The 20,407-nt window shown below is 66.3% G+C and carries 19 protein-coding genes; 4 read left to right on the top strand and 15 right to left on the bottom strand.

The window, feature by feature from the left end:
• The first annotated feature begins 10 nt into the window (after positions 1-10).
• On the top strand, positions 11-439 hold the full coding sequence (locus tag LJ725_RS05565) for a sugar 3,4-ketoisomerase (RefSeq protein ID WP_230549616.1): 429 nt from the start codon (positions 11-13) through the stop codon (positions 437-439).
• Positions 436-1,536, top strand: a complete 1,101-nt coding sequence (locus tag LJ725_RS05560; RefSeq protein ID WP_230549615.1) for a DegT/DnrJ/EryC1/StrS family aminotransferase — start codon at positions 436-438, stop codon at positions 1,534-1,536. Before LJ725_RS05565 ends, LJ725_RS05560 begins: the two co-directional genes overlap by 4 nt.
• A 42-nt stretch (positions 1,537-1,578) precedes the next feature.
• On the opposite strand, the gene rfbB is transcribed toward LJ725_RS05560, so the two are convergent.
• The 8 genes from rfbB to LJ725_RS05520 form a co-directional block, all read right to left on the bottom strand.
• A complete protein-coding gene (gene rfbB / locus LJ725_RS05555; RefSeq protein ID WP_230549614.1) occupies positions 1,579-2,631 on the bottom strand; it encodes a dTDP-glucose 4,6-dehydratase in 1,053 nt (350 codons plus the stop codon).
• A gap of 54 nt (positions 2,632-2,685) precedes the next feature.
• Positions 2,686-3,456, bottom strand: coding sequence for an amino acid ABC transporter ATP-binding protein (locus LJ725_RS05550; RefSeq protein ID WP_230549613.1), 771 nt, complete (start codon positions 3,454-3,456; stop codon positions 2,686-2,688).
• Between the two features lie 20 nt (positions 3,457-3,476).
• Positions 3,477-4,757: an amino acid ABC transporter permease gene (locus tag LJ725_RS05545; protein WP_230549612.1), complete on the bottom strand. Its 1,281-nt coding sequence runs from the start codon at positions 4,755-4,757 to the stop codon at positions 3,477-3,479.
• A gap of 2 nt (positions 4,758-4,759) precedes the next feature.
• Positions 4,760-5,950: an amino acid ABC transporter permease gene (locus LJ725_RS05540; protein ID WP_230549611.1), complete on the bottom strand. Its 1,191-nt coding sequence runs from the start codon at positions 5,948-5,950 to the stop codon at positions 4,760-4,762.
• A gap of 131 nt (positions 5,951-6,081) precedes the next feature.
• Positions 6,082-7,119 carry an amino acid ABC transporter substrate-binding protein gene (locus tag LJ725_RS05535; protein WP_230549610.1) on the bottom strand — a complete coding sequence of 346 codons (1,038 nt, stop codon included), beginning with the start codon at positions 7,117-7,119 and terminating at the stop codon, positions 6,082-6,084.
• Between the two features lie 81 nt (positions 7,120-7,200).
• Positions 7,201-8,214 (bottom strand): amino acid ABC transporter substrate-binding protein, encoded by a 1,014-nt coding sequence (locus LJ725_RS05530; protein WP_268990391.1) that lies wholly within the window; start codon positions 8,212-8,214, stop codon positions 7,201-7,203.
• A 115-nt stretch (positions 8,215-8,329) separates the two neighbouring features.
• The gene (locus tag LJ725_RS05525; RefSeq protein WP_230549608.1) at positions 8,330-9,352 is read right to left on the bottom strand and encodes an amino acid ABC transporter substrate-binding protein; all 1,023 of its coding nucleotides are present in this window, start codon (positions 9,350-9,352) and stop codon (positions 8,330-8,332) included.
• Positions 9,353-9,480: 128 nt separating this feature from the next.
• On the bottom strand, positions 9,481-10,887 hold the full coding sequence (locus LJ725_RS05520; protein WP_230549607.1) for a M23 family metallopeptidase: 1,407 nt from the start codon (positions 10,885-10,887) through the stop codon (positions 9,481-9,483).
• Between the two features lie 431 nt (positions 10,888-11,318).
• Here LJ725_RS05520 and LJ725_RS05515 point away from each other — a divergent pair, with 431 nt between their 5' ends.
• A complete protein-coding gene (locus LJ725_RS05515) occupies positions 11,319-12,197 on the top strand; it encodes a pirin family protein (RefSeq protein WP_230549606.1) in 879 nt (292 codons plus the stop codon).
• A gap of 6 nt (positions 12,198-12,203) precedes the next feature.
• Here the strand turns inward: LJ725_RS05515 and LJ725_RS05510 are convergent, their stop codons facing one another.
• From LJ725_RS05510 to LJ725_RS05490, 5 genes are read right to left on the bottom strand one after another with little or no spacing between them, the layout of a single operon-like run.
• Positions 12,204-13,769: an ABC transporter substrate-binding protein gene (locus LJ725_RS05510; RefSeq protein WP_230549605.1), complete on the bottom strand. Its 1,566-nt coding sequence runs from the start codon at positions 13,767-13,769 to the stop codon at positions 12,204-12,206.
• A 10-nt stretch (positions 13,770-13,779) separates the two neighbouring features.
• Complete coding sequence (locus LJ725_RS05505) at positions 13,780-15,315, bottom strand: M81 family metallopeptidase (protein ID WP_230549604.1); 1,536 nt, start codon at positions 15,313-15,315, stop codon at positions 13,780-13,782.
• The gene (locus tag LJ725_RS05500; RefSeq protein WP_230549603.1) at positions 15,316-16,161 is read right to left on the bottom strand and encodes an alpha/beta fold hydrolase; all 846 of its coding nucleotides are present in this window, start codon (positions 16,159-16,161) and stop codon (positions 15,316-15,318) included. It lies immediately after the preceding gene.
• Between the two features lie 14 nt (positions 16,162-16,175).
• Entirely contained in the window at positions 16,176-16,994 is an 819-nt protein-coding gene (locus LJ725_RS05495) for an SDR family NAD(P)-dependent oxidoreductase (RefSeq protein ID WP_230549602.1), read from the bottom strand.
• The gene (locus tag LJ725_RS05490; protein WP_230549601.1) at positions 16,991-18,028 is read right to left on the bottom strand and encodes a 2Fe-2S iron-sulfur cluster-binding protein; all 1,038 of its coding nucleotides are present in this window, start codon (positions 18,026-18,028) and stop codon (positions 16,991-16,993) included. The genes LJ725_RS05495 and LJ725_RS05490 overlap by 4 nt, the downstream gene beginning before the upstream one ends.
• A 155-nt stretch (positions 18,029-18,183) precedes the next feature.
• Here LJ725_RS05490 and LJ725_RS05485 point away from each other — a divergent pair, with 155 nt between their 5' ends.
• On the top strand, positions 18,184-18,657 hold the full coding sequence (locus LJ725_RS05485) for a PaaI family thioesterase (RefSeq protein ID WP_230549600.1): 474 nt from the start codon (positions 18,184-18,186) through the stop codon (positions 18,655-18,657).
• Positions 18,658-18,757: 100 nt separating this feature from the next.
• Here the strand turns inward: LJ725_RS05485 and LJ725_RS05480 are convergent, their stop codons facing one another.
• Together LJ725_RS05480 and LJ725_RS05475 are read right to left on the bottom strand one after the other, a co-directional pair.
• Positions 18,758-19,648, bottom strand: a complete 891-nt coding sequence (locus LJ725_RS05480) for a polysaccharide deacetylase family protein (RefSeq protein WP_230549599.1) — start codon at positions 19,646-19,648, stop codon at positions 18,758-18,760.
• A 5-nt stretch (positions 19,649-19,653) separates the two neighbouring features.
• Positions 19,654-20,403 carry an aspartate/glutamate racemase family protein gene (locus tag LJ725_RS05475; RefSeq protein WP_230549598.1) on the bottom strand — a complete coding sequence of 250 codons (750 nt, stop codon included), beginning with the start codon at positions 20,401-20,403 and terminating at the stop codon, positions 19,654-19,656.
• Positions 20,404-20,407: the final 4 nt, after the last annotated feature.

Below are 20,407 nucleotides of genomic sequence, written 5' to 3'. Positions count from 1 at the left end.
CCGCCCGCCCATGACCCTTCCTTCGCTCAAGACCCGTCATTGCCGCTGGCTTTCCGTTCCCGGAAAGAGCGACACACGCGGCAGCATCAACTTCCTGGAGTTCGATCAGGAACTCGGCTTCGCGCCGCGCCGACTGTTCTGGCTGCACGGCATCGCTCCCGGTCAGTGGCGCGGACGCCATGGGCACCGTGAGTCGCACCTCGTCACACTGGTGATGAACGGTTCCTGCCGGGTGCTCCTGGACGACGGCAGCGTCAGCGAGACGGTGTCGCTCGACGATCCGGGGCGGGCGCTGCACATCGGCCCGATGGTCTGGCATGAACTGACGGACTTCGCGCCGCAGACCGCCATCCTGGTGGTTGCCTCTACCCTCTACGACGAGGGCGAGTACCTGCGGGACTACGAGGCCTTCAAGCGCGAAGCGGCGAGGGGCGCATGATCCCGTTCCTGGACATGAAGTCGGTCTATGCGGAGCTCAAGCCCGAACTCGATGCCGCCTATGCGCGCGTGATGGAATCGGGATGGTTCGTGCTTGGTAGGGAGGTCGAGGCCTTCGAGGCGGAGTACGCCGCCTATTGCGGCACGAAGCATTGCATCGGACTGGGCAACGGCCTCGAGGCGCTGGAACTCGTGCTGCGGGCCTGGGACCTCGGCGCCGGCGATGAGGTCATCGTGCCGTCCAACACCTACATCGCGACCTGGCTCGCGGTGACCGCGGTGGGCGCCCGGGTCGTGCCGGTCGAGCCGACGCCCGGCGGGCCCAACATCGATCCCGACAGGATCGCTGCCGCGGTGACGTCCCGGACGCGGGCGATCATGCCGGTTCACCTGTACGGCCAGCCGGCCGACATGGATGCGATCATGGCGCTCGCGGCCAAGCATGGGCTGAAGGTGATCGAGGACGTGGCGCAGGCGCAGGGCGCGCGGGTACGCGGGCGACGCACCGGCTCGCTCGGTGATGCCGGCGCCCACAGCTTCTTTCCCAGCAAGAACATCGGCGCCTTCGGAGACGGCGGTGCGGTCACGACGGACGACGCGGCGTTGGCCGAACGTCTGCGGGTGCTCCGGAACTATGGCAGTCGCGTGAAGTACGTGAACCTGGAGCGGGGCTTCAATTCTCGGCTCGATGAATTGCAGGCGGCGTTCCTGCGCGCCAAGTTGCCCAGGCTCGATGAGTGGAACGACCGCCGTCGGATCATTGCGGCACGCTACGACGACAGACTGGCCGATATCCCGAGCCTCGCATTGCCCAACGTTCCTCAATGGGCGGAGCCGGTCTGGCACTTGTATGTCGTCCGCACGGCTCGCCGTGCAGACCTGGTCAAGGCGCTCGAGAACGCCGGGATCGGGTCGCTGATCCACTATCCGATCCCACCGCATCTCCAGGACGCCTATGCCGACCTCAAGCAGGGGAAGGGCAGCTATCCTCTTGCCGAAAAGCTGGCTGACACCGTGCTCAGCCTGCCCATGGGGCCGCACATGCCGCTGGAGGCGGTCGACGAAGTCTGCTCGATTGTCAGGCAGGCGCTGGCCTGAGGCTCCGGCGCGGCGCGGCGCGGCTGCCGCGCTACGATCGGCTCAGCCCAGGCCCAGCCGCTCGCCCCGGTAGGCGCCGCTCATCACCCGTTCCCACCAGGCGCGATTGTCCAGGAACCAGCGCACCGTATCGCGCAGGCCGCTCTCGAAGTCGTGCCGGGGGCGCCAGCCCAGTTCGCTCGATATCTTGCTCGCGTCGATGGCGTAGCGTGCGTCATGGCCGGGCCGGTCGGTCACGAACCCGATCAGGGATTCGTGCGGGCGATGTGGGCTGTCCGGCACCATCTCGTCGAGCAGGCGGCAGATGCCGAGCACGACGTCGATGTTCCGGCGCTCGCTGTCGCCGCCGACATTGTAGGTCTCGCCTGGACGCCCCTTGCGCAGCACCAGGGTGAGGGCCTCGGCATGATCCTCGACGTGAAGCCAGTCCCGCACGTTCTCGCCCTTGCCGTAGACGGGCAGGCTCTCGCCGCGCAGCGCGCGGATGATGATCAGCGGGATCAGCTTCTCGGGAAAATGATAGGGGCCGTAATTGTTCGAGCAGTTGGTGGCAAGGGTCGGCAATCCGTAGGTGTGGTGCCAGGCGCGGACGAGATGGTCCGAGGCCGCCTTGCTGGCGGAATAGGGCGAGTTGGGCGCGTAGGGGGTCGTCTCCGTGAAGCGCCCGGTCGAACCCAGGGAGCCGAAGACCTCGTCGGTCGAGATGTGCTGGAACCGGAAGCGCGCCCGCGTGCTCTCGTCGAGCGTGCGCCAGTAGGCGAGGACGGCCTCCAGCAGGGTATAGGTGCCGACGACGTTGGTCTCGATGAAGGGGGCGGCGCCGTCGATCGACCGGTCGACGTGGCTTTCGGCGGCCAGGTGCAGGACGGCCTCGGGCCGGACGTCGGCCAGCACCGCGTCGATCGCGCCGCGATCGCAGATGTCGACCTTGAAATGGCGGTGCCGGTTGCTGGTGCGGGCCTCGGCCAGCGATTCGAGATTGCCGGCATAGGTGAGCTTGTCGACATTGGCGACGGTCCAGTCGGTGTCGCGGATGATGTGGCGCACGACCGCCGAGCCGATGAAGCCCGCGCCGCCGGTGACGAGTATCCTCATGCCCGGCCTTCTAGGCGGAGATCGCGGCGGAGCCAAGGCGGCTCCGCGGCGTCTTCAGTGGTTATGGAGGATCTGGCCGAGGAAGAGCTTGGTCCGTTCGTTCTTCGGATTGGCGAAGAACTCCTCCGGCTCGTTCTGTTCCACGATCTCGCCGCGATCCATGAAGATCACGCGGTCGGCCACGGCCCGGGCGAAACCCATCTCGTGGGTCACGCAAAGCATGGTCATGCCCTCGCGGGCCAGTTCGATCATGACGTCGAGGACTTCCTTGACCATCTCGGGATCGAGGGCAGAGGTCGGCTCATCGAACAGCATGATCTTGGGCCGCATGCAGAGCGCACGGGCGATCGCCACGCGCTGCTGCTGGCCGCCCGAGAGCTGACCGGGATACTTCAGCGCCTGCTCCGGGATACGCACCCGGGTCAGGAGGCTCATGGCGATCTCCTCGGCCTCCTTCTTCGGCATCTTCTTCACCCAGATCGGCGCCAGGGTGAGGTTGTCGAGGATCGTGAGGTGCGGAAACAGGTTGAACGACTGGAAGACCATGCCGACTTCACGGCGGATCGCCTCGATGTTCTTCACGTCGTTGGACAGCGTGACGCCGTGCACCACGATGTCGCCGCGCTGATGTTCCTCCAGCCGGTTGATGCAGCGGATCAGCGTCGACTTGCCCGAACCGGAAGGGCCGCAGATGACGATCTTCTCGCCTTCCTTCACGTCGAGATTGATGTCGGACAGTACGTGGAACTGCCCGTACCATTTGTTGACGCCCTTCAGCTGGATGACCGACTCGGCTTTCGAGAGATCGCGGGCGGTTGCGGCCATGAATTGCTCCCTGACGGCGCCTAGCGGCGCGTACCCTTGTTGAGTTCGACCTCGAGATACTTGCTGTACCGCGACATCGAGTAACAGAAGATGAAGTAGACGAAGGCGGCGAACAGGTAGACCTCGCCTGGAAAGCCCGCCCAGTTTGGATCGACCAGCGCCTGGTTGGCGGTGTTGAGGAAGTCGAAGATGCCGATGATCAGCACCAGCGACGTGTCCTTGAAGAAGCCGATGAAGGTGTTGATCAGCGGCGGGATCACCACCCGCAGGGCCTGTGGCAGGATGATCAGCAGCGTCTTCTGCGGATAGTTGAGGCCCATCGCGTCGGCGGCCTCGAACTGGCCCTTGGGCAGGGACTGCAGGCCGCCGCGAATGACCTCTGCGATGTAGGCACCCGCGAACAGGATGACGGCGACCTGGGCGCGCAGGAACTTGTCGATGGTCGTGCCCGACGGCAGGAACAGCGGCAGCATCACCGAGGCCATGATCAGCAGGCTGATCAACGGAACGCCGCGGATCAGCTCGATGAACCCCACGCAGAGACCCTTGATCAGGGGCAGGTTGGAGCGCCGTCCCAGCGCGAGCAGGACACCGTAGGGGAAGGCGAAGGCGAGGCCATAGGTGGCGAGGATCAGCGTCACCGGCAGACCGCCCCACAGGCTGGTCTCGACGTAGCTGAGCGGCGCGATGCCGATGCTCCACTTGGGCAGGACGCCCAGGATGCGCAGGACGAGGCCCACCGCGCCGATGCCGATCAGCGCGTAGTAGGCCATGCGCTCGGACGGCGTCGCGAGCGCGCTGCGCAGCGCGAGGCCGGCACCGCCGCAGACCAGCGCCACGAACAGGATCAGGCTCAGCGGGATGTGGATCTGGCCGAACATCAGCAGGAAGGTGACGAACGAGCCGATGCCCCAGATCACGAGAAGGCGCCAGTTCCACATGCGGCGGTCGGCGCTCAGTACCAGCATGGCCAGCATGGCGATGACGGCGAAGAGCGGCCGCCAGTGCTGCTCGTAGGGGAAGGAGCCGAAGAAGATATAGCGGAACTTCTCGCGGATGAGCGCCCAGCAGGCGCCGCCCCCGCGGCATTCGCTGCCGGTAGAGGCCGTGAAGTTGGCCGTGAACAGGGCCCATTCGAGGAACCCGTTCAGCACCCAGACGACGGCTACGATCAGCACGATCGTCGTGATCCCGTTGCCCCAGCTCGAGAACAGGTTCTTGCGAGCCCACCCGATCATGCCGGTGTCTTCGACGGGAGGGGCGAGCGGCTTGCGGTCGCCGGCAGGCATGGCGTCGGTCATGCTCAGCGCTCCGTCAGGGCGATGCGTTTGTTGTACCAGTTCATGAACGCCGAGATCGAAAGGCTGACCGAGAGATAGGCAGCCATGATGATCAGGATGTTCTCGATCGCCTGGCCGGTCTGGTTGATCGTCACGTTGATCGAGGCGACCAGATCCGGATAGCCGATCGCGATGGCGAGCGAACTGTTCTTGGTGATGTTGAGATACTGGCTGGTCATCGGCGGGACGATGACCCGCAGCGCCTGGGGCAGCAGCACCAGTCGCATCGCCTGACCGCGCGACAGGCCGAGCGCCGCCGCCGCCTCGCTCTGGCCCTTGTGCAGGGCCAGGATGCCGGAGCGCACGATCTCAGCGACGAACGCAGAGGTGTAGAGCACGAGGCCCACCAGAAGTGCGGTGAACTCCGGCTGGATCACGGTGCCGCCGGCGAAGTTGAAGCCCTTCAGTTCCGGCCAGCTCATGTGGTGCGGCGCGCCGCCGGCCAGCCAGACAAGGGCGGGCAGGCCGACCATGATGCCGAGGCTCGCGGAGATGACCGGGAAGGGCTGTCCCGTGGCTTCCTGCCGCTTCCTGGCCCAGCGGGCCACCAACCAGGCGCCGGCGATTCCGACCAGGAACGCCAGGCCCATCCACTTGTGGATGGGGTCGGCCATCGGCACCGGGAAATAGACGCCGCGATTGCTGAGGAAGACGCTGTTCCACATCAGGGAGATCGCCTGACGGGGGCCGGGAAAGGCCTCGCTGATCAGCTTGTAGAAAAGGAACAGCCACAGGAGGAGCGGCACGTTGCGGAAGGCCTCGACGTACCAGCTGCAGATGCGGCTGAGCAGCCAGTTGGGCGAGAGCCGGCCCACGCCGATGATCGTGCCCAGAAGGGTGCTGAGGATGATGCCGAGGACGGCGACGCGCAGCGTGTTGAGGATGCCGACCCAGATCGCGCGCGCGTACGTACTCGCCGGCGAATACTCGATCATGGTGTCGCCGATCTCGAACCCGGCTTCACGCTCCAGGTAGTGGAAGCCGCTCGCGATCTTCTGACGCTGGAGATTGTCGATCGTGTTGCTGACCAGATACCAGGCGAGAAACCCGACAAGTCCGACCACGACGATCTGGAACACCCAGCCGCGGATGACCGGGTCGTTCCATGGAGCCACTTTCACCCGTGGCGCAGAGCCGAGAGACTCGACTGCCATACGCTATTCCCCCTGCCCGATGCGGTTTTTCCGCGCGGGCGTTGACTGCCCGATATTGCCCCCAGTGTAGGTGGGAATTGTCCCGGTGCAACCGGACAAACCCCACCCCGGGCGGTGTGCCCGCCTTCCCATCAACGGATTGGCGGCGCGTACTGGAGACCCCCTTGGGTCCACAGCGCGTTCTGGCCGCGCGGGATCTTCAGGGGCGAGCCCATGCCGACGTTGCGGTCGAAGCTCTCGCCGTAGTTCCCGACCTGCTTGACGATGTTGTAGACCCACTTCTCATCGACGCCGAGCGCCTTGCCCATGCCCGGCGTGACGCCGAGGATGCGCTTGATGGCGGGGTTGTCGCTCTTCAGCATCTCGTCGACATTTTTCGAGGTGATGCCGTACTCCTCAGCCTCGAGCATGGCGTAGAGCGACCAGCGCACGATGTCGGCAAATTGATTGTCGCCGTGGCGCACGACCGGTCCCAGCGGCTCCTTGGAGATGATCTCCGGCAGGATCACGTAGTCGTCGAAGGTCTGCGGCGGCGGCACGTTGGCCGCCCGCGTCGCGGCCAGGCTGGACGCGTCCGTCGTGTAGACGTCGCAGCGGCCCGAGAAGAAGGCCGAGCGGATCTCGTCGACCTTCTCGATGACGACCGGCTTGAAGGTCATCTTGTTGGCGCGGAAATAGTCGGCGAGGTTGAGTTCGGTGGTGGTGCCGGGGGCGACGCAGACCGTGGCGCCGTTCAGCTCCTTGGCGCTTTTCACGCCGAGCTTCTTCGGCACGAGGAAACCCTGTCCATCGTAGTAGTAGACGCCGGTGAAATCGAGGCCGAGCGCGGTGTCGCGGGTCAGCGTGTAGGTGGCATTGCCCATCACGATGTCGACTTCGCTCGACTGGACGGCCGTGAAACGCTGCTGTGAGGTGAGCGGGACGTACCGGACCTTCTCCGAATCGCCGAAGATCGCGGCCGCGACGGCGCGGCAGACGTCCACCGAAAGACCCTTCCACTTGCCCTGGCTGTCGGCCAGCATGAACCCTGCGGTGCCGATGCCGACCCCGCAGTTCAGGGTTCCGCGGGACCTGACGGCATCGAGATCCTTGCCCGCGTGTGCCGTTCCGGCGACTCCGAAGAACGCCGCGGCCAGACCGGCCGCCGCCGCCACGAACCTGTTTCGCATTTCACCTCCCTGTCGTTCTTGGTCACCACAATGCCGCCTTCTTCGTGAGGCTTGCAAGCCGCAGGCCAAAACGGTGAGGGATCAGCGGATCGGCGGGGCGTACAGCATGCCGCCGTCACGCCATGGGTTATTGAGGCCGCGCGGGATCTTGAGCACGGTGTTGGCTCCCAGATTCCGCTCGTAGCTCTCGCCGTAGTTCCCGACCTGTTTCACGATGTTGTAGGCCCACTTCTCGTCGACCCCGAGCGCCTTGCCCATTCCGGGCGTGACCCCGAGAATGCGCTTGAGGACGGGATTGTCGATCTTCACCGCCTCGTCGACGTTCCGGGACGTGATGCCGTATTCCTCCGCCTCGATCATCGCGTAGACGGACCAGCGGACGATGTCGGCGAACTGGTGGTCGCCATGCCGCACGGCGAGGCCGAGCGGCTCCTTGGTGATGGCGCGCGGCAGGATCGCGTAGTCGGAGGGATTGGGCGCGTAGGCGGCGCGGGTGGCATAGAGGTTGGACAGGTCCGCGGTGAGGACGTCGCAGCGGCCGGCAAAGAAGGCGGTGCGCAGTTCGTCGACACTCTCGATCAGGACCGGCTTGTACGTCATCTTGTTCTGCCGGAAGAAATCCGCGACGTTGGCTTCGGTCGTGGTGCCCGGCTGGATGCAGATCGTGGACCCGTTGAGATCGCCCACGACCCGCTTGCCCAGCTTGCGGGGCAGCATGAACCCCTGGCCGTCATAGTAGTAGATGGCCGCGAAATCGGCGCCGGCGTCGCGGCTCAGCGTCATGGTCGAATTGGAGGCGAGGAGGTCGACCTCGCCGGCATCGAGAGCCGGAAAGCGCTTGGCGGCGTCGAGGGGAATGTACTTGACCTTGCTCGCGTCCCCGAACAGCGCGGCAGCCGTCGCGCGGCACATGTCGATCGAAAGCCCTCGCCAGGCGCCCTGGCTGTCGGCATGCATGAAGCCGACGATTCCGGGATGAACACCGCAGTTGAGTTGTCCCCGGGCCCTGACGGCATCCAGTACGGGACCGGCAGTTGCAGCCGTTGTCACGAAAGCTGATACGCCGGCGATTATCGTTAGTACGATTTTCAGCATAGTGTCCCCCGACACTTCCCCGATCCCACAGTTCCGCATCCCACACGGGTTTGCAACGCCCAAACGAAAACCGCCGCCCTTGCGGGCGGCGGTTGACCTCGTCCTGCGCGGATCCCTAGCGGATCGGCGGAGCGTACTGCAGGCCGCCCTGGGTCCACAGCGCGTTCTGGCCGCGGGCGATCTTGAGCGGCGAGCCGGCGCCGACGTTGCGGTCGAAGACCTCGCCGTAGTTACCGACCTGCTTGATGATGTTGTAGACCCACTTCTCGTCGACCCCGAGGGCCTTGCCCATGCCCGGCGTGACGCCGAGGATGCGCTTGATGGCGGGATTGTCGCTCTTCAGCATCTCGTCGACGTTCTTCGAGGTGATGCCGTACTCTTCGGCCTCGAGCATCGCGAAGAAGGCCCAGCGCACGATGTCGGCGAACTGGTTGTCGCCATGGCGCACGACCGGTCCCAGCGGCTCCTTGGAGATGATCTCCGGCAGGATGATGTAGTCGTCCGGCGTCGGGGCGTTCGCGGCGCGGGTGGCGTAGAGGCCCGAGGCGTCGGTCGTGAACACGTCGCAGCGGCCGGCGAAGAAGGCGGCGCGGACTTCCTCGATCTTCTCGATGACGACCGGCTTGAAGGTCATCTTGTTGGCGCGGAAGTAGTCGGCCAGGTTGAGCTCGGTGGTGGTACCCGGCTGGACGCAGACCGTGGCGCCGTTCAGCTCCTTGGCGCTCTTCACGCCGAGCTTCTTGTTCACCATGAAGCCCTGGCCATCGTAGTAGTTGATGCCGGTGAAATCGAAGCCGAGCGCGGTGTCGCGGGTCAGCGTGTAGGTGGTGGTGCGGACCAGCAGGTCGACCTCGCCCGACTGGAGCGCGGTGAAGCGCTGCTGGGCGGTGGTCGGGATGAACTTGACCTTGTCGGCATCGCCGAAGATGGCGGCGGCGACGGCGCGGCAGACATCGACGTCGATGCCCGTCCACTTGCCCTGGCTGTCGGCCGATGCGAAGCCCGCGACACCGGTGCTGACGCCGCACAGCAGCTGGCCGCGCGCCTTGATGGCATCGAGATCCTTGCCCGCGTACGCCGTGCCGGCGGCGCCGACCAGACCGGCGGCGAAGATGCCGGCCATGACTTTCTTGAACATATGACTTCCCTCGTGGTTGCCTCTGCCGTCCCGTCGGCTGCTGAGTGCAGCCGTTCGGGATCGATGGCGCAATTCCTAGGCGAACAACTGAAGGCGCGCAACGGCGCCGCGCGCCGGACTATGGCACCTTAGAGGCGGTCGGCGGCGCGGGACGAGAAGGGGTTGGAAGACCACGGCTCGGCGCCCTGCAGCCCGGGATAGCGGTTCTCGCCGCCGCTGCGGCCGCGGTCGGCCGCGCGCTTAATCTCCTGCTGCCACTGCCGGTAGGAGACGAGCTGCTCGCCGGTGAGCGCATTGTGGCCGCCCTTGTCGGAAATGTAGGGCGCGGGATCGACGAACTGGCCGTTCACGATCACGGAAAAGTGCAGATGGGCCCCTGTCGAGCGGCCGGTCGACCCGACATAGCCGATCAGGTCGCCCTTGCGGACGCGCGTGCCCGGCCCGACGCCGTCGGCGAAGCGCGACATGTGGGCGTAGAGGGTCTCGAAATTATCCGCGTGCCCGATCTTCACCGTGCGGCCGTAGTTGAAGTACCAGCCCTGGTGGTTGATGACCCCGTCGGCCGCCGCGTAGATCGGCTCCCCGGTCTTGCCCTCGAAATCGATGCCGTTGTGGAAGGCATTGCTGCTCTTGCGGCCGTAGTAATGGCGGGTGCCGAACGGAGAGGACATGCGGGCGTCCGGACGCGGATTGGCCAGCGCCGTGCCGCCGAGGCGACGGCCCTGATCGTCGAACCAGCCTTCGGGCTGGTTGGGAGGCGCGAACCACCAGAACGACTGCTTGGCGGCGCCGTCGCCCAAGCTGGCGACGAGGACGCGGGGCGTCCCGTCCACGGTGCGGCCCTGAACGACGTCGATCTTCGCGGCGGCGGTCGAGAAGCCGGCGAGGGCCTGGGTGAGTTCCTTCAGGGCGGCCGGGTTGGCGCCTGTCGGGGCGAGGCTGGAGGCCAGGGTGGCGCTGCTTGTCTTCACGGTCTTGACCGAGTCGGCGACCACGGAGCGCGCACCGGCACCGGACGTCGGAGCCGACCCGGGCAGGCTGGAGACGCGCTCGTCGTCGTCCTCGGTCGCGCCGGGCGCGAGCTTGAAGCCGAAAGAGCCATCGGCGCCGCGGGCGAGGTCGACCGCGAGGGACTTGTTCGAATAGAGCTGGAGGGAGACGAGGCGCTTGGGCTGGCCGGTGCCCTGGGGGGCGAGCACGGCGCGGCCGGAGCTTGCGGCCTTGACCTCGGGCTGGCTCAGCGCCTTGCTGACGGCATCGGCGGCGGCCTGGGCATCGGTGGGGTCGACGCGCAGCAGGATGAGCTGCTGGACGACCGAGCTGTCGGCCGCGATCGAAAAGGCCTGAACATCTTCGCTCGGTGCCGACGAAGACGGAGCGGCGGCCCGGGCGGCCGGCTTCTTGAGCTGGTTCTTCGGCGGGGCTTTCACCTGCGCCATGGCGCCGGCGGCGCAGAACATCGATGAGATCGCAAAGGTCGCTGCCACGAGGGTGCGGACGGTTCGCCAGCAATAGGCGCGTTTGGGACGCGTCATGTTGGACGTCATCAGTCGGCCTCTCCGTTCATTGAACGCTACTGATTTACATTTGAGGCTACTGGCGATTCATCGACCTCCCCCGGTCGATGCCCCTCGCGTGCCCCGCTTGCGCGCCACTGTGGCCACGGAGTATCCACAAGTCCAACAAAAAGTTGCAAAAATGCAACACCCGTGAAAACCCCTTAACATGTTGTGATTGTTATATTTTCTTCATTTTCTGAAAATCGACCGTGAAAAGTCACAGTGGGCAACCTGCCGGATTTGCTGCATTTGCGAAGAGTGCACGGGGCGGGCGCCGACCGGGCGGGCAACAGATTGATCGGCGCAACGCTTCCGCCCCGCCCGAAGCGCCTGCAGTATGGGGCGCGCGGCGGAGCCCATCGGGTTCGCCGATGGTGTTGCGGCGTTGGCGTAGAGGGAGAGCGATGATGGCCGATCCGATCGAGCTACTGGTCCAGGGGCGGGCTCATGATCTGGGGGGAGGCTTCGCCGTCCGCCGCGTGCTGCCCAGCGTCAAGCGCCGCACGGTCGGACCCTTCATCTTCCTCGACCATTTCGGTCCCATGGACGTGCCGCCCGGCGGCGGTATGGAGGTGCGGCCCCATCCGCATATCGGCCTGGCGACGGTGACCTACCTCTTCGACGGCGGAATCTACCATCGCGACAGCCTGGGCTATTCCCAGGCGATCCGGCCGGGCGACGTCAACTGGATGACCGCCGGCAGCGGCATCGTCCACAGCGAGCGGACGGAACCGGAGATGCGCGCCACCGGCTTCCGGATGCATGGCGTCCAGACCTGGGTGGCGCTTCCGAAGACCCATGAGGAGACCGCCCCGGCCTTCGAGCATGTCGAGAAGGCGCGTCTGCCGGCGTGGAGCGAAGGCGGCGCTGACCTGCGCCTGATCGTCGGCACCTATGCGGGCCGGACCGCGCCCACCAGCCACTTCTCGCCGATCTTCTATGTCGGTGTGGAGATGACGGCCGGCGCCGCCCTGGCCGTAACGCCCGACCACGAGGAGCGGGCAATCTATGTCGCCGAAGGCATGATCGTCGTGGGCGAGAGCCAGCTTGGCGTGGGCGACCTCGCGGTGCTGGCGCCCGGCCAGACGGTGGAAGCGCTGGCCGGGCCGGACGGCGCCAAGGCCATGCTGCTGGGTGGCGCGACGATCGACGGTCCGCGCCACATCTGGTGGAACTTCGTCTCCTCCAGCAAGGAGCGGATCGAGAAGGCCAAGGAGGACTGGCGCGAGAAGCGCTTCGCCATGGTGGCAGGGGATCCCGAGTTCATCCCGCTGCCCGACCGGTAGGACTGTTTACTTCTTCTCGACGTTCCAGAAGACGGTGATGGGCGATTCGATGTTGCCCGTCACGCCCTTGCGCCGCGCCATCGGCTGAAGGAACTGGCCGAGCGGGACGGTGACGCCCTGCTCGAGGATGCGCTTCTGGACCTGCTCCGCGATCTGCAACTGCTTCTTCGGGTCGCCTTCGCCGACGAAGGCCACGCGCAGCCGCTCGATTTCCTCGTCGAGCGGCCAGCCGAACTGGGCGCGATCGCCGCTTGCCTCGGCATAGTGGTTGTTGACCGGGTCGATCAGCAGCACCGCGGCGGCCGCGGTCATGGCGATGTTCCATCCGCCCTGCGCGACCGGATCCTTCTTGGCGCGCCGGGCGACCAGCGTCTGCCAGTCCATCGACTGCATGTCGACCTTGAAGCCGCCGCGCTCCAGCAGCGTCTTGGCGACCGGCGCGAGGTTGGTGAGCACGGCCAGGTCGGTCGATTGCAGCAGCACGATCGGCGTGCCGTCGTAGCCGGCCTCCTTCAGGATCTTCCTCGATTCCTCGAAACGCGATTCCAGGATGCCGTCCGTGCCGGCCGAATTCTCCAGCGGCCCGCCGCAGCTGAACATCGCCTTGCAGATCTTGTAGTAGCGCGGATCACCGATGACGGCCTGCAGGAAGTCCTTCTGGTTGAACGCGATCATCGCGGCGCGCCGGTAGCGCACGTCGTTGAACGGCGGTTGCTTCCAGTTGAAGCGCAGGATGTAGGTCGATCCGAGCTGGTCGGGGATGATGATCTCGACGTTCTTGTCCTTCTCGATGACCGGCAGCAGGTCGTGCGAGGGCTGCTCGATCATGTCGATCTCGCCCTGCTGCAGGGCATTGATCGCGGTCTGGGTGTCGGGGATGGAAACCCATTCGACCCGGTCGACCTTGGCGACCTTGCCGCCGGCAAGACCCGACGGCGGTTCGGCGCGCGGCCTGTAGTCGGGATTGCGCAGATAGACGACCTTCTCGCCGGGCTTCCATTCGTCCTTCTTGAAGATGAACGGCCCCGAGCCCGTCGTGTCGGAGATCTGCTGCGAGACCGGCGTCTCGGCGACCCGTTTGGGCATGATGAAAAGCGGTACGGACGATGGTTTCGCAAGCGTCTTCAGCATCATGCCGTAGGGCTGCTTCAGGACGATCTGGAAGGTCCGGTCGTCGATCGCCTTCATCTCCTGCGTCTGCTTTCCCAGCAGCCCGCCCAGCGTGTCCTTGTCGGTGAATCGCTTGATCGAGGGCAGAACGTCCGCCGTCGTGACCGGCTGGCCGTCATGCCACTTCAGGCCTTCCCGCAGCTTGAACGTCCAGGTCAGCTGGTCGTCGCTGACGGTCCAGCTCTCGACCATCTGCGGCCGCGGCTCGAGCTTGGCATCGAAGGCAAACAGGGTGTCGTAGATCAGGTAGCCGTGGTTGCGGACGATGTAGGCGGTCGTCCAGACGGGATCGATGATCTTGAGGTCCGAGTGCATGACCGCCTTCAGGGTCTTGCTCGGTTGCGCGGAGGCAGGCGCTGCCGCGACCAGTGCGATGGCGGCAAACAGGGCACGACGCAGCATTGCGATCTCCTTAGCCGATGGCGGGTGGGTTCCAGGTCGTTTCTTCGTCGAGCGGGTAGACGGGTCTCGGCAACTTGGTCCAGGTGAAGTTCGCCAGCACCGGCGAGGTCAGGCCCGGGCAATCCACTTCGTAGATCTGTTCCGGCTTGAAGAACTCGTCGAAGCCGCCGCGGAAATGGCCGCGGCTCTTCACGACGACGGTTCGCGCCTGTGCGATGTCCAGGCCGAACATCTCGAACTGGCGCGGGTCCATGCACTGGCAGCGGATACTGATGACCACGACGAGAATGCCGCCGAGATCGAGCAGGGCCGAGGGACCCATGTCGGCAGAAACGTTGCGGAGGACCCCGCGCCGGCCGACATACTGACCGTCCGACAGTTTCACGACCTTGGCCTCGCAGTCGAACGGCAGGGAGAACTCCTGGTGCTCCTGCGTGTTGAAGGAGGCGTTGAAGATCGCGCCTTCGCCCAGCGCGTGCGCCTTCGCGGCAAGCGCGGCGTCGTTGAAGACACCGAAGATGACGCCCTGGACCTTGGCGCCCTTGAGGGCGCGCAGCAGGTAGGTCGTGTTGCCGCGACCGCCACCACCGGGATTGTCGGCGACGTCGGCCAGGATGATGGGCTTGCGCCGCTTGTCGCGGCCGACCGAACCGGCGAGTTGCACGGCGTCGGCCAGGGTCATCATCTCGCGCTTGAAGCGTTCCCGCATGCCCCAGGCCCGTTGGGCGATGTCGAGGGCGAGGTTGGCGGCGGCCTTGCGGTTGCCGTTGCGCGCCGTGACGACGGCGGTCAGACCGTTCTTGGGGCTGTCGCTGTAGGCGAAGCCCGCCATCACGGAGACGTTGAGGATGTCGCCACCCACCTTGGTCTGGCCGTAGCGGATGAGGTCCGCGTAGGGGCCCTTTGCCGTCAGCAGCGAAATCTGCGGCGGGACCAGCGGCAGCTTCACCATCTCGATCGCCGTGCGCGTGCCCGCCAGCAGCTCGCGCATGTGCGTGGCCGCCTCGACGCCGCGCTCGTAGATGTCGACGTGCGGGTTCTCGAGATAGCCCACGAAGACGCTGAGATTGTCGATCATGCGGCGCGAGACGTTGGCGTGCAGGTCGAACACCGACACGATGGGCACGTCGGGGCCCGCGACGCGGCGCAGGATCTCGAACAGGTCGCCATCGGGATCGTCGGTGCCCTGGGCGAGCGCCGCGCCGTGGCAGGAGACGAAGATCGCATCGACCGGCAGCACCGACTTCAGGCCGGCCTCGATCTCGGCGAGATAGGCCTTGAAGAACTGCTCCTCGACCGGGCCGCCGGGCTGGGCCAGCGAGACCCGCAGGGGAACCGGCGTCCAGTTGCCGGTGCGATCCATCTCGTCGAAGAAGCCCGGCAGATCCGGCATGGTGATCGATTTGCCCGAGCGGGCCTCGCTCACGATGCGATTGCCGCGGATGTCGACATCGTGTTCGAAATCCTCCGCCGTCGTCACCGGCGAGAACCGGTTGCACTCGATGGCGAAGCCGAGAACGGCGATACGCGGATTGTCCTGGGACAATTAAACCTCCTGGCGCTGTCGCGCGAGGAACGCGTCGACCAGCGTATTGAATCTAGCGGCCTGCTCGAAATAGGGCGAGTGGCCGGCATCGGGAAGGGTCTCGGCTTCGCCGCAGGGCAGGCTTGCCGCGATGGCGCTTGCCAGGAAGGGCGGGAAGACGACGTCTTCGCCGCCCGCGATCAGAAGCGTCGGCACGCGGAACGTCTTGAACTCGGCCAGGGTGCGCGTCGCGGTGCGGCGCAGGCCGGCGCGCAGCTTCTCCTTGTCGAGCGCCCCCGCCATCTCGTCGATGCTGCGATAGAGAAGATGCAGGTCGGGAAAGCGCCTGGCCGCGCGCTCGCCCATCGCGGGGTGGATGCCGCGCGCCACGCCGTCTCCGATCGCCGCCTCGGCTTTCGCCAGCCAGGCATCGTAGGCACTGCCGCCCGACGGATCGGCACCGCGCCGGTCGATGGTGCCGGAGGTCGAACTCATCACCAGCGCCTTCACGCGATCCTGATGCGCGAGCGCGTATTCCAGCATGGTCCAGCCGCCCATCGACTGCGCGACGAGGCGGACGTCGGCAAATCCGAGATGATCGATCAGGGCCGTGAGGTCGCCGGCATAGTCCGCGGGATCGACGCCCGATGGCACCGGATCGGACGGCGCAAAGCCCCGATGAGCGAAGGCGACGCAGGTGTAGTGGGGCGCGAAGTGCGCCACCTGCTGCCACCAGCTCAGGTGATTGCCGCCCAGGCCATGAGCGAAGAGCAGGGCCGGCCCGCTGCCCGAGATCTCGTAGTAGAGATTTCCGAACGGGCGCTTCAGTCGACCGACGGTGCGGGGTGGCGCGGCGTAGGAACTCATCGGGGGCCTCTCCTTCAAAAGACGAACGGGGAGGCAACCTGACCGCCGAGTCTTCCGGCGATGTCGCCCACGAGCCTGCCGGGTTCGCCTGCGTCGAAGCTTGCGACCGGCTGCGGCTCCCCGAACAGGAAGACCTCGCGACCGCGCACGCCCAGCAACCGGCCGGTAATGGGCCCGCCCGCCGGCAGGCAGAGCGCCGTCACCAGGCTGGCGACGTCGGCAGGCTGGCTGCCCGCGAGCGGCAACACCGCGTTGGCCGTGATCTCCTCGTCGGCGAGGTCCATCGCCGTAACGCGCGTCAGCGCGAGCAGGCCTGCCTTGGCGCTGGCATAGGCAGCGTGGCCGGGAGCGCCGGAAAGGCCCACCGACGAGACGATGTTGACGATGCGGCCTGCCTTGCCCCGGTTGCGCATCACGCCCGAAGCGGTGCTGGTCAGATGGAAGGCGGCAGAAAGATTGGTGCGGATCACCGCGTCCCAATCGGCCGGATCGGCGTCGAATACAGGGGCATCGCGCCGGATCGCGGCGTTGTTCACGACGATGTCGATGCCGCCGAACGTCCTGACCGCGAGGTCGACCAGCTGGCGGGCCACGCCGGGCGAGGCGACGCTCTCGGTGAAGGCGAGAGCGCTCGTACCGCCCGCCTTGTCGTTCAGTTCCCGGGCGGCCGCGCGCGCCACCTCGGGATCGCTGCCGGCGCCCGAGATCGAGGTGCCATTGTCGGCCACGACGACCCGAGCGCCTTCCGCCACCAGCGACTCCGCGATGGCGCGACCGATGCCCCGGCCCGCGCCGGTGACGATGGCCACTCTTCCCGGCAGCAGATCGCTCACAGGTCCGCTCCGGTCTTCTTCCCGGCAGTCGCCATTTCGGCTGCCGTATAGAAGGCATCCGCGTGTATGTCGGCGCGGCGCATGCCGCGCTGCTCCAGCATCAGCGTCGCGGCCTCGACCATGACCGGCGGGCCGGCGAGATAGGCCTTGCAGCCATCGACCTCGTCGAAATCCTGCGCGACGGCCTCGTGTACCAGACCCTGTCGCAGGGGCGAATCACCGCCTTCGCTGAGGACGGGCATGAAGTGCAGCGTCTTGTGCTTCGCCGCGAGCGCGGCGAAATAGTCGTGCAGGTAGAGGTCTCGTTCGCTGCGGACACCGAAATAGAAGTAGATGTGCTGCGGCAACTCCTTCTGCAGGGCACGCTCGACGATCGACTTGATCGGCGCCATACCGGAGCCGCCCGCCACGGCGATGATCGGGCCGCGATGGCTCTCGCGCAGGTAGGACGCGCCGAACGGGCCCTCCACGCGCACGCCATCGCCGACCTTCAACCTCTCCCAGACATGCGCGCTGGTCGCGCCGCCCGCGGTCCGGCGGACGTGGAACTCGAGGACCGGGTCGCCCGGCACGTTGGCCATCGAATAGTCGCGCGGCGGACAACCCTCGAACGTCACCGAGGCAAACTGGCCGGCCGAGAAATCGAAGGGACCGCCCGAGGCGATCGCGAGCCGGATGCGCTTGATGTCGTGCGTGGCATCGTCGAGGGCGACGACCTTGCCGGCGAGGATGCGGCGCGGATGGACGATCAGGTCGTCCTCCTCCAGCCAGGCGACTTCGCTGTCAGCCCCGGGCACGGCGCGACAGGCGAGAATCAGGCCGCTCGCCTTCTCGTCATCCGAAAGCGCGAAGTCCGAATAGCCCCGCATCGTCACCTCGCCCTTCACGAGGCGCGATTTGCAGGCGCCGCAGTTGCCGGACTGGCAGCCGAACGGAAAGGCGATGCCGGCGTCGAGCGCGGCGTCCAGGATGGTTGTGCGCGGCGGCACATCGATCGTGCGGCCGGCGGAGGCGATGTGGACCTTGAAGCTCATTTCCTTCGGCAATTCGTTTGGGCCGTAGTGGGGCAGGCGTTGTACCGCACGTAGGCCGCAGTCGCCGCTGGTACTTTCGACGGCCGAAACATGAGCCCGGATCGGTCCAAGGCGGAAGGTGCGGGCGCCGGTGCGTTCGGTATAGTCCGCCGGCCATGAGTTCAGCCCATCCCGACTTCCATCACGTCCCCAAGGATTTCGTCCACGATTCGGAGATCCTGGAGATCCTGCGCGCAAACCCGCCCGAGGCGTTGAAGACGCTGAACGGCGAGCTGCTCGACATCGACTCGACGCGCGGCTATGCGCGCTTCCGCTTCGAGGTCGTGCCGGCCTTCTGCCACTCGCAGGGACGCGTCTGCCAGGGCGGCTTCCTCACGGGCATGGTCGATACGGCCATGGCCAACGCCGCCATCGTCAAGGGCAAGCTCGGCGTCGCCGTGCCGACGCTCGAACTCAAGATCAGCTTCTTCGAGGCGATGGGACCGGGCATCGTCTATGCCGAGGGTCGCGTGATGCGCTGGGGCGGGACGGTCGGCTTCCTCGATGGCGAACTCAAGGACGAGAAGGGCCGCCTGATCGTCCACTCCACCTCGACGATCAAGATCGTGCGGCCGAAGGTGAAGGCCTAAGTTTCGTGAAGGATGGTTGCCGGGAGCGCGCCACTCCAGTGGCGCTCTTTCTCGGTGTGTAGCAAAGATCATGAGCGCCACTGGAGTGGCGCGCTCCCAACTATGAGTCTTTGAACCGCGCGTTCCAGTGCTCGGCGATCTGGCGGCGGGTGGCAAACCAGGCGCCGCCCTTCTGCCTCATGTGCGACACGATGCGGTCGAGGGCGGCGATGCGGCCGGGGCGGCCGATCATGCGCAGGTGCAGGCCGATCGACATCATCTTCGGTGACTTCTCGCCCTCGGCCCACAGTGTGTCGAAGGCATCGCTCGTGTAGTCGGCGAAGTCGCGGGCCGACACGAAGCGGTGGAAGCCCTGGTGATAGTGCATGTCGTTGGTGTCGAAGCTGTAGGGCAATACCAGGTGGCGCTTGCCCGCGAGCTCGACATGGAACGGCAGGTCGTCGGAGTAGTCGTCGCTGTCGTAGAGGAAGCCGCCTTCCTCGACCAGCAGCCGGCGCGTGTTGGGCGAGGGCGTCGAGCGGGTGTGCCAGCCGACGGGCCGCGTGCCGGCGATGTCCGTCAGCGCCTTGACTGTGCGGGCGATGATCTCGCGCTCCTTCGCCTCCTCCATGTGGGCATGCTTCTCCCAGCGCCAGCCGTGACAGGAGATTTCATGGCCGCGCGCCACGGCGTCCTGGATCAGCCAGGGCGACAGTTCGGCAGCCAGGCCGCAGGTGCTCACCGTTGCCGGCACGCCCAGCCGCTCCAGCGAATCGGCGATGCGCCACCAGGCTGCCTTGGTGCCGTACTCGAAATGCGATTCCATGCACCGGTCGGGCACGCCCACGACCTCGTCGGTGACCTCGTAGACCTTCTCGTTGTGGGCGTCGCCCGCCGACAACGACATCTCCGCGCCTTCCTCGAAGTTGATCACGAAGGAGACGGCGACCCGGGCGCCGCCGGGCCATTGCGGATCGGGTGGCGTGCGGCCGTAGCCCTTGAGGTCGCGCATCGCGGTCACGACTCGCGATGGCCGATGATATCGGCCAGGGGGCCCGCAAGGCCCTTGGAGTCCTTGGCCGCGGGGCGGCGATAGGTGCCTTGCGTCGCCTTGCGCGGATTGAGGCGCACCAGCCCCTCGGCCATCGTCACCGCGGCCTGGATGCCGTCGACCAGCGGCACCGGCACGCGGTCGCGGATCGTGTTGGCGAGCCCGGCCAGCGGCGCGCCGGCCAGAATCACGACGTCGGCGCCGTCGTTCTTCACCGTGCCGAGGGCAATGTCGATCAGCACCTGCTCCTTCTCGTGCTGTACGTCGTCGATCGAGCGGAAGCCTTCGTCCGGCGTGCGGATCGCGGCGCAGCGGCCGGACATGCCATGCCAGTCGACGATTTCGGCGAACCACGGTTCGAGCGCCTTGGCGAAGCTCACGATCGCGAACTTGCGACCGAGCGTGCAGGCCACCAGCATCGCGGCCTCCGCCATGCCGACCACGGGGAAGTCGAACAACTCGCGCGCGCCGCCGAGGCCGGGGTCGCCGAAGGCGGCAACGATGGCGGCGTCGAAGGTGCCGCGGCGTTCGGCCAGCATCTCGAGCATCATGGCGCTTCCGATGGCGGCCTCGGCGCGGGTGGCGATGTAGGGCACGCCGCGCGGCGCGGTCATCGGCAGCAGTTCGGTGCCGGGGCTGGCGACGAGCTTGCCCGCGGTCACGAGCCGGTCGGTCACGCCGGTAGACGTGTTGGGATTGGCGACGAGGATTTTCATTCGG

It is taken from the genome of Reyranella aquatilis, assembly GCF_020880995.1.
GTDB lineage: Bacteria > Pseudomonadota > Alphaproteobacteria > Reyranellales > Reyranellaceae > Reyranella > Reyranella aquatilis.
Note: the sequence above shows the minus strand (reverse complement) of the source record. Positions and strands in the feature narration are given on the sequence as shown.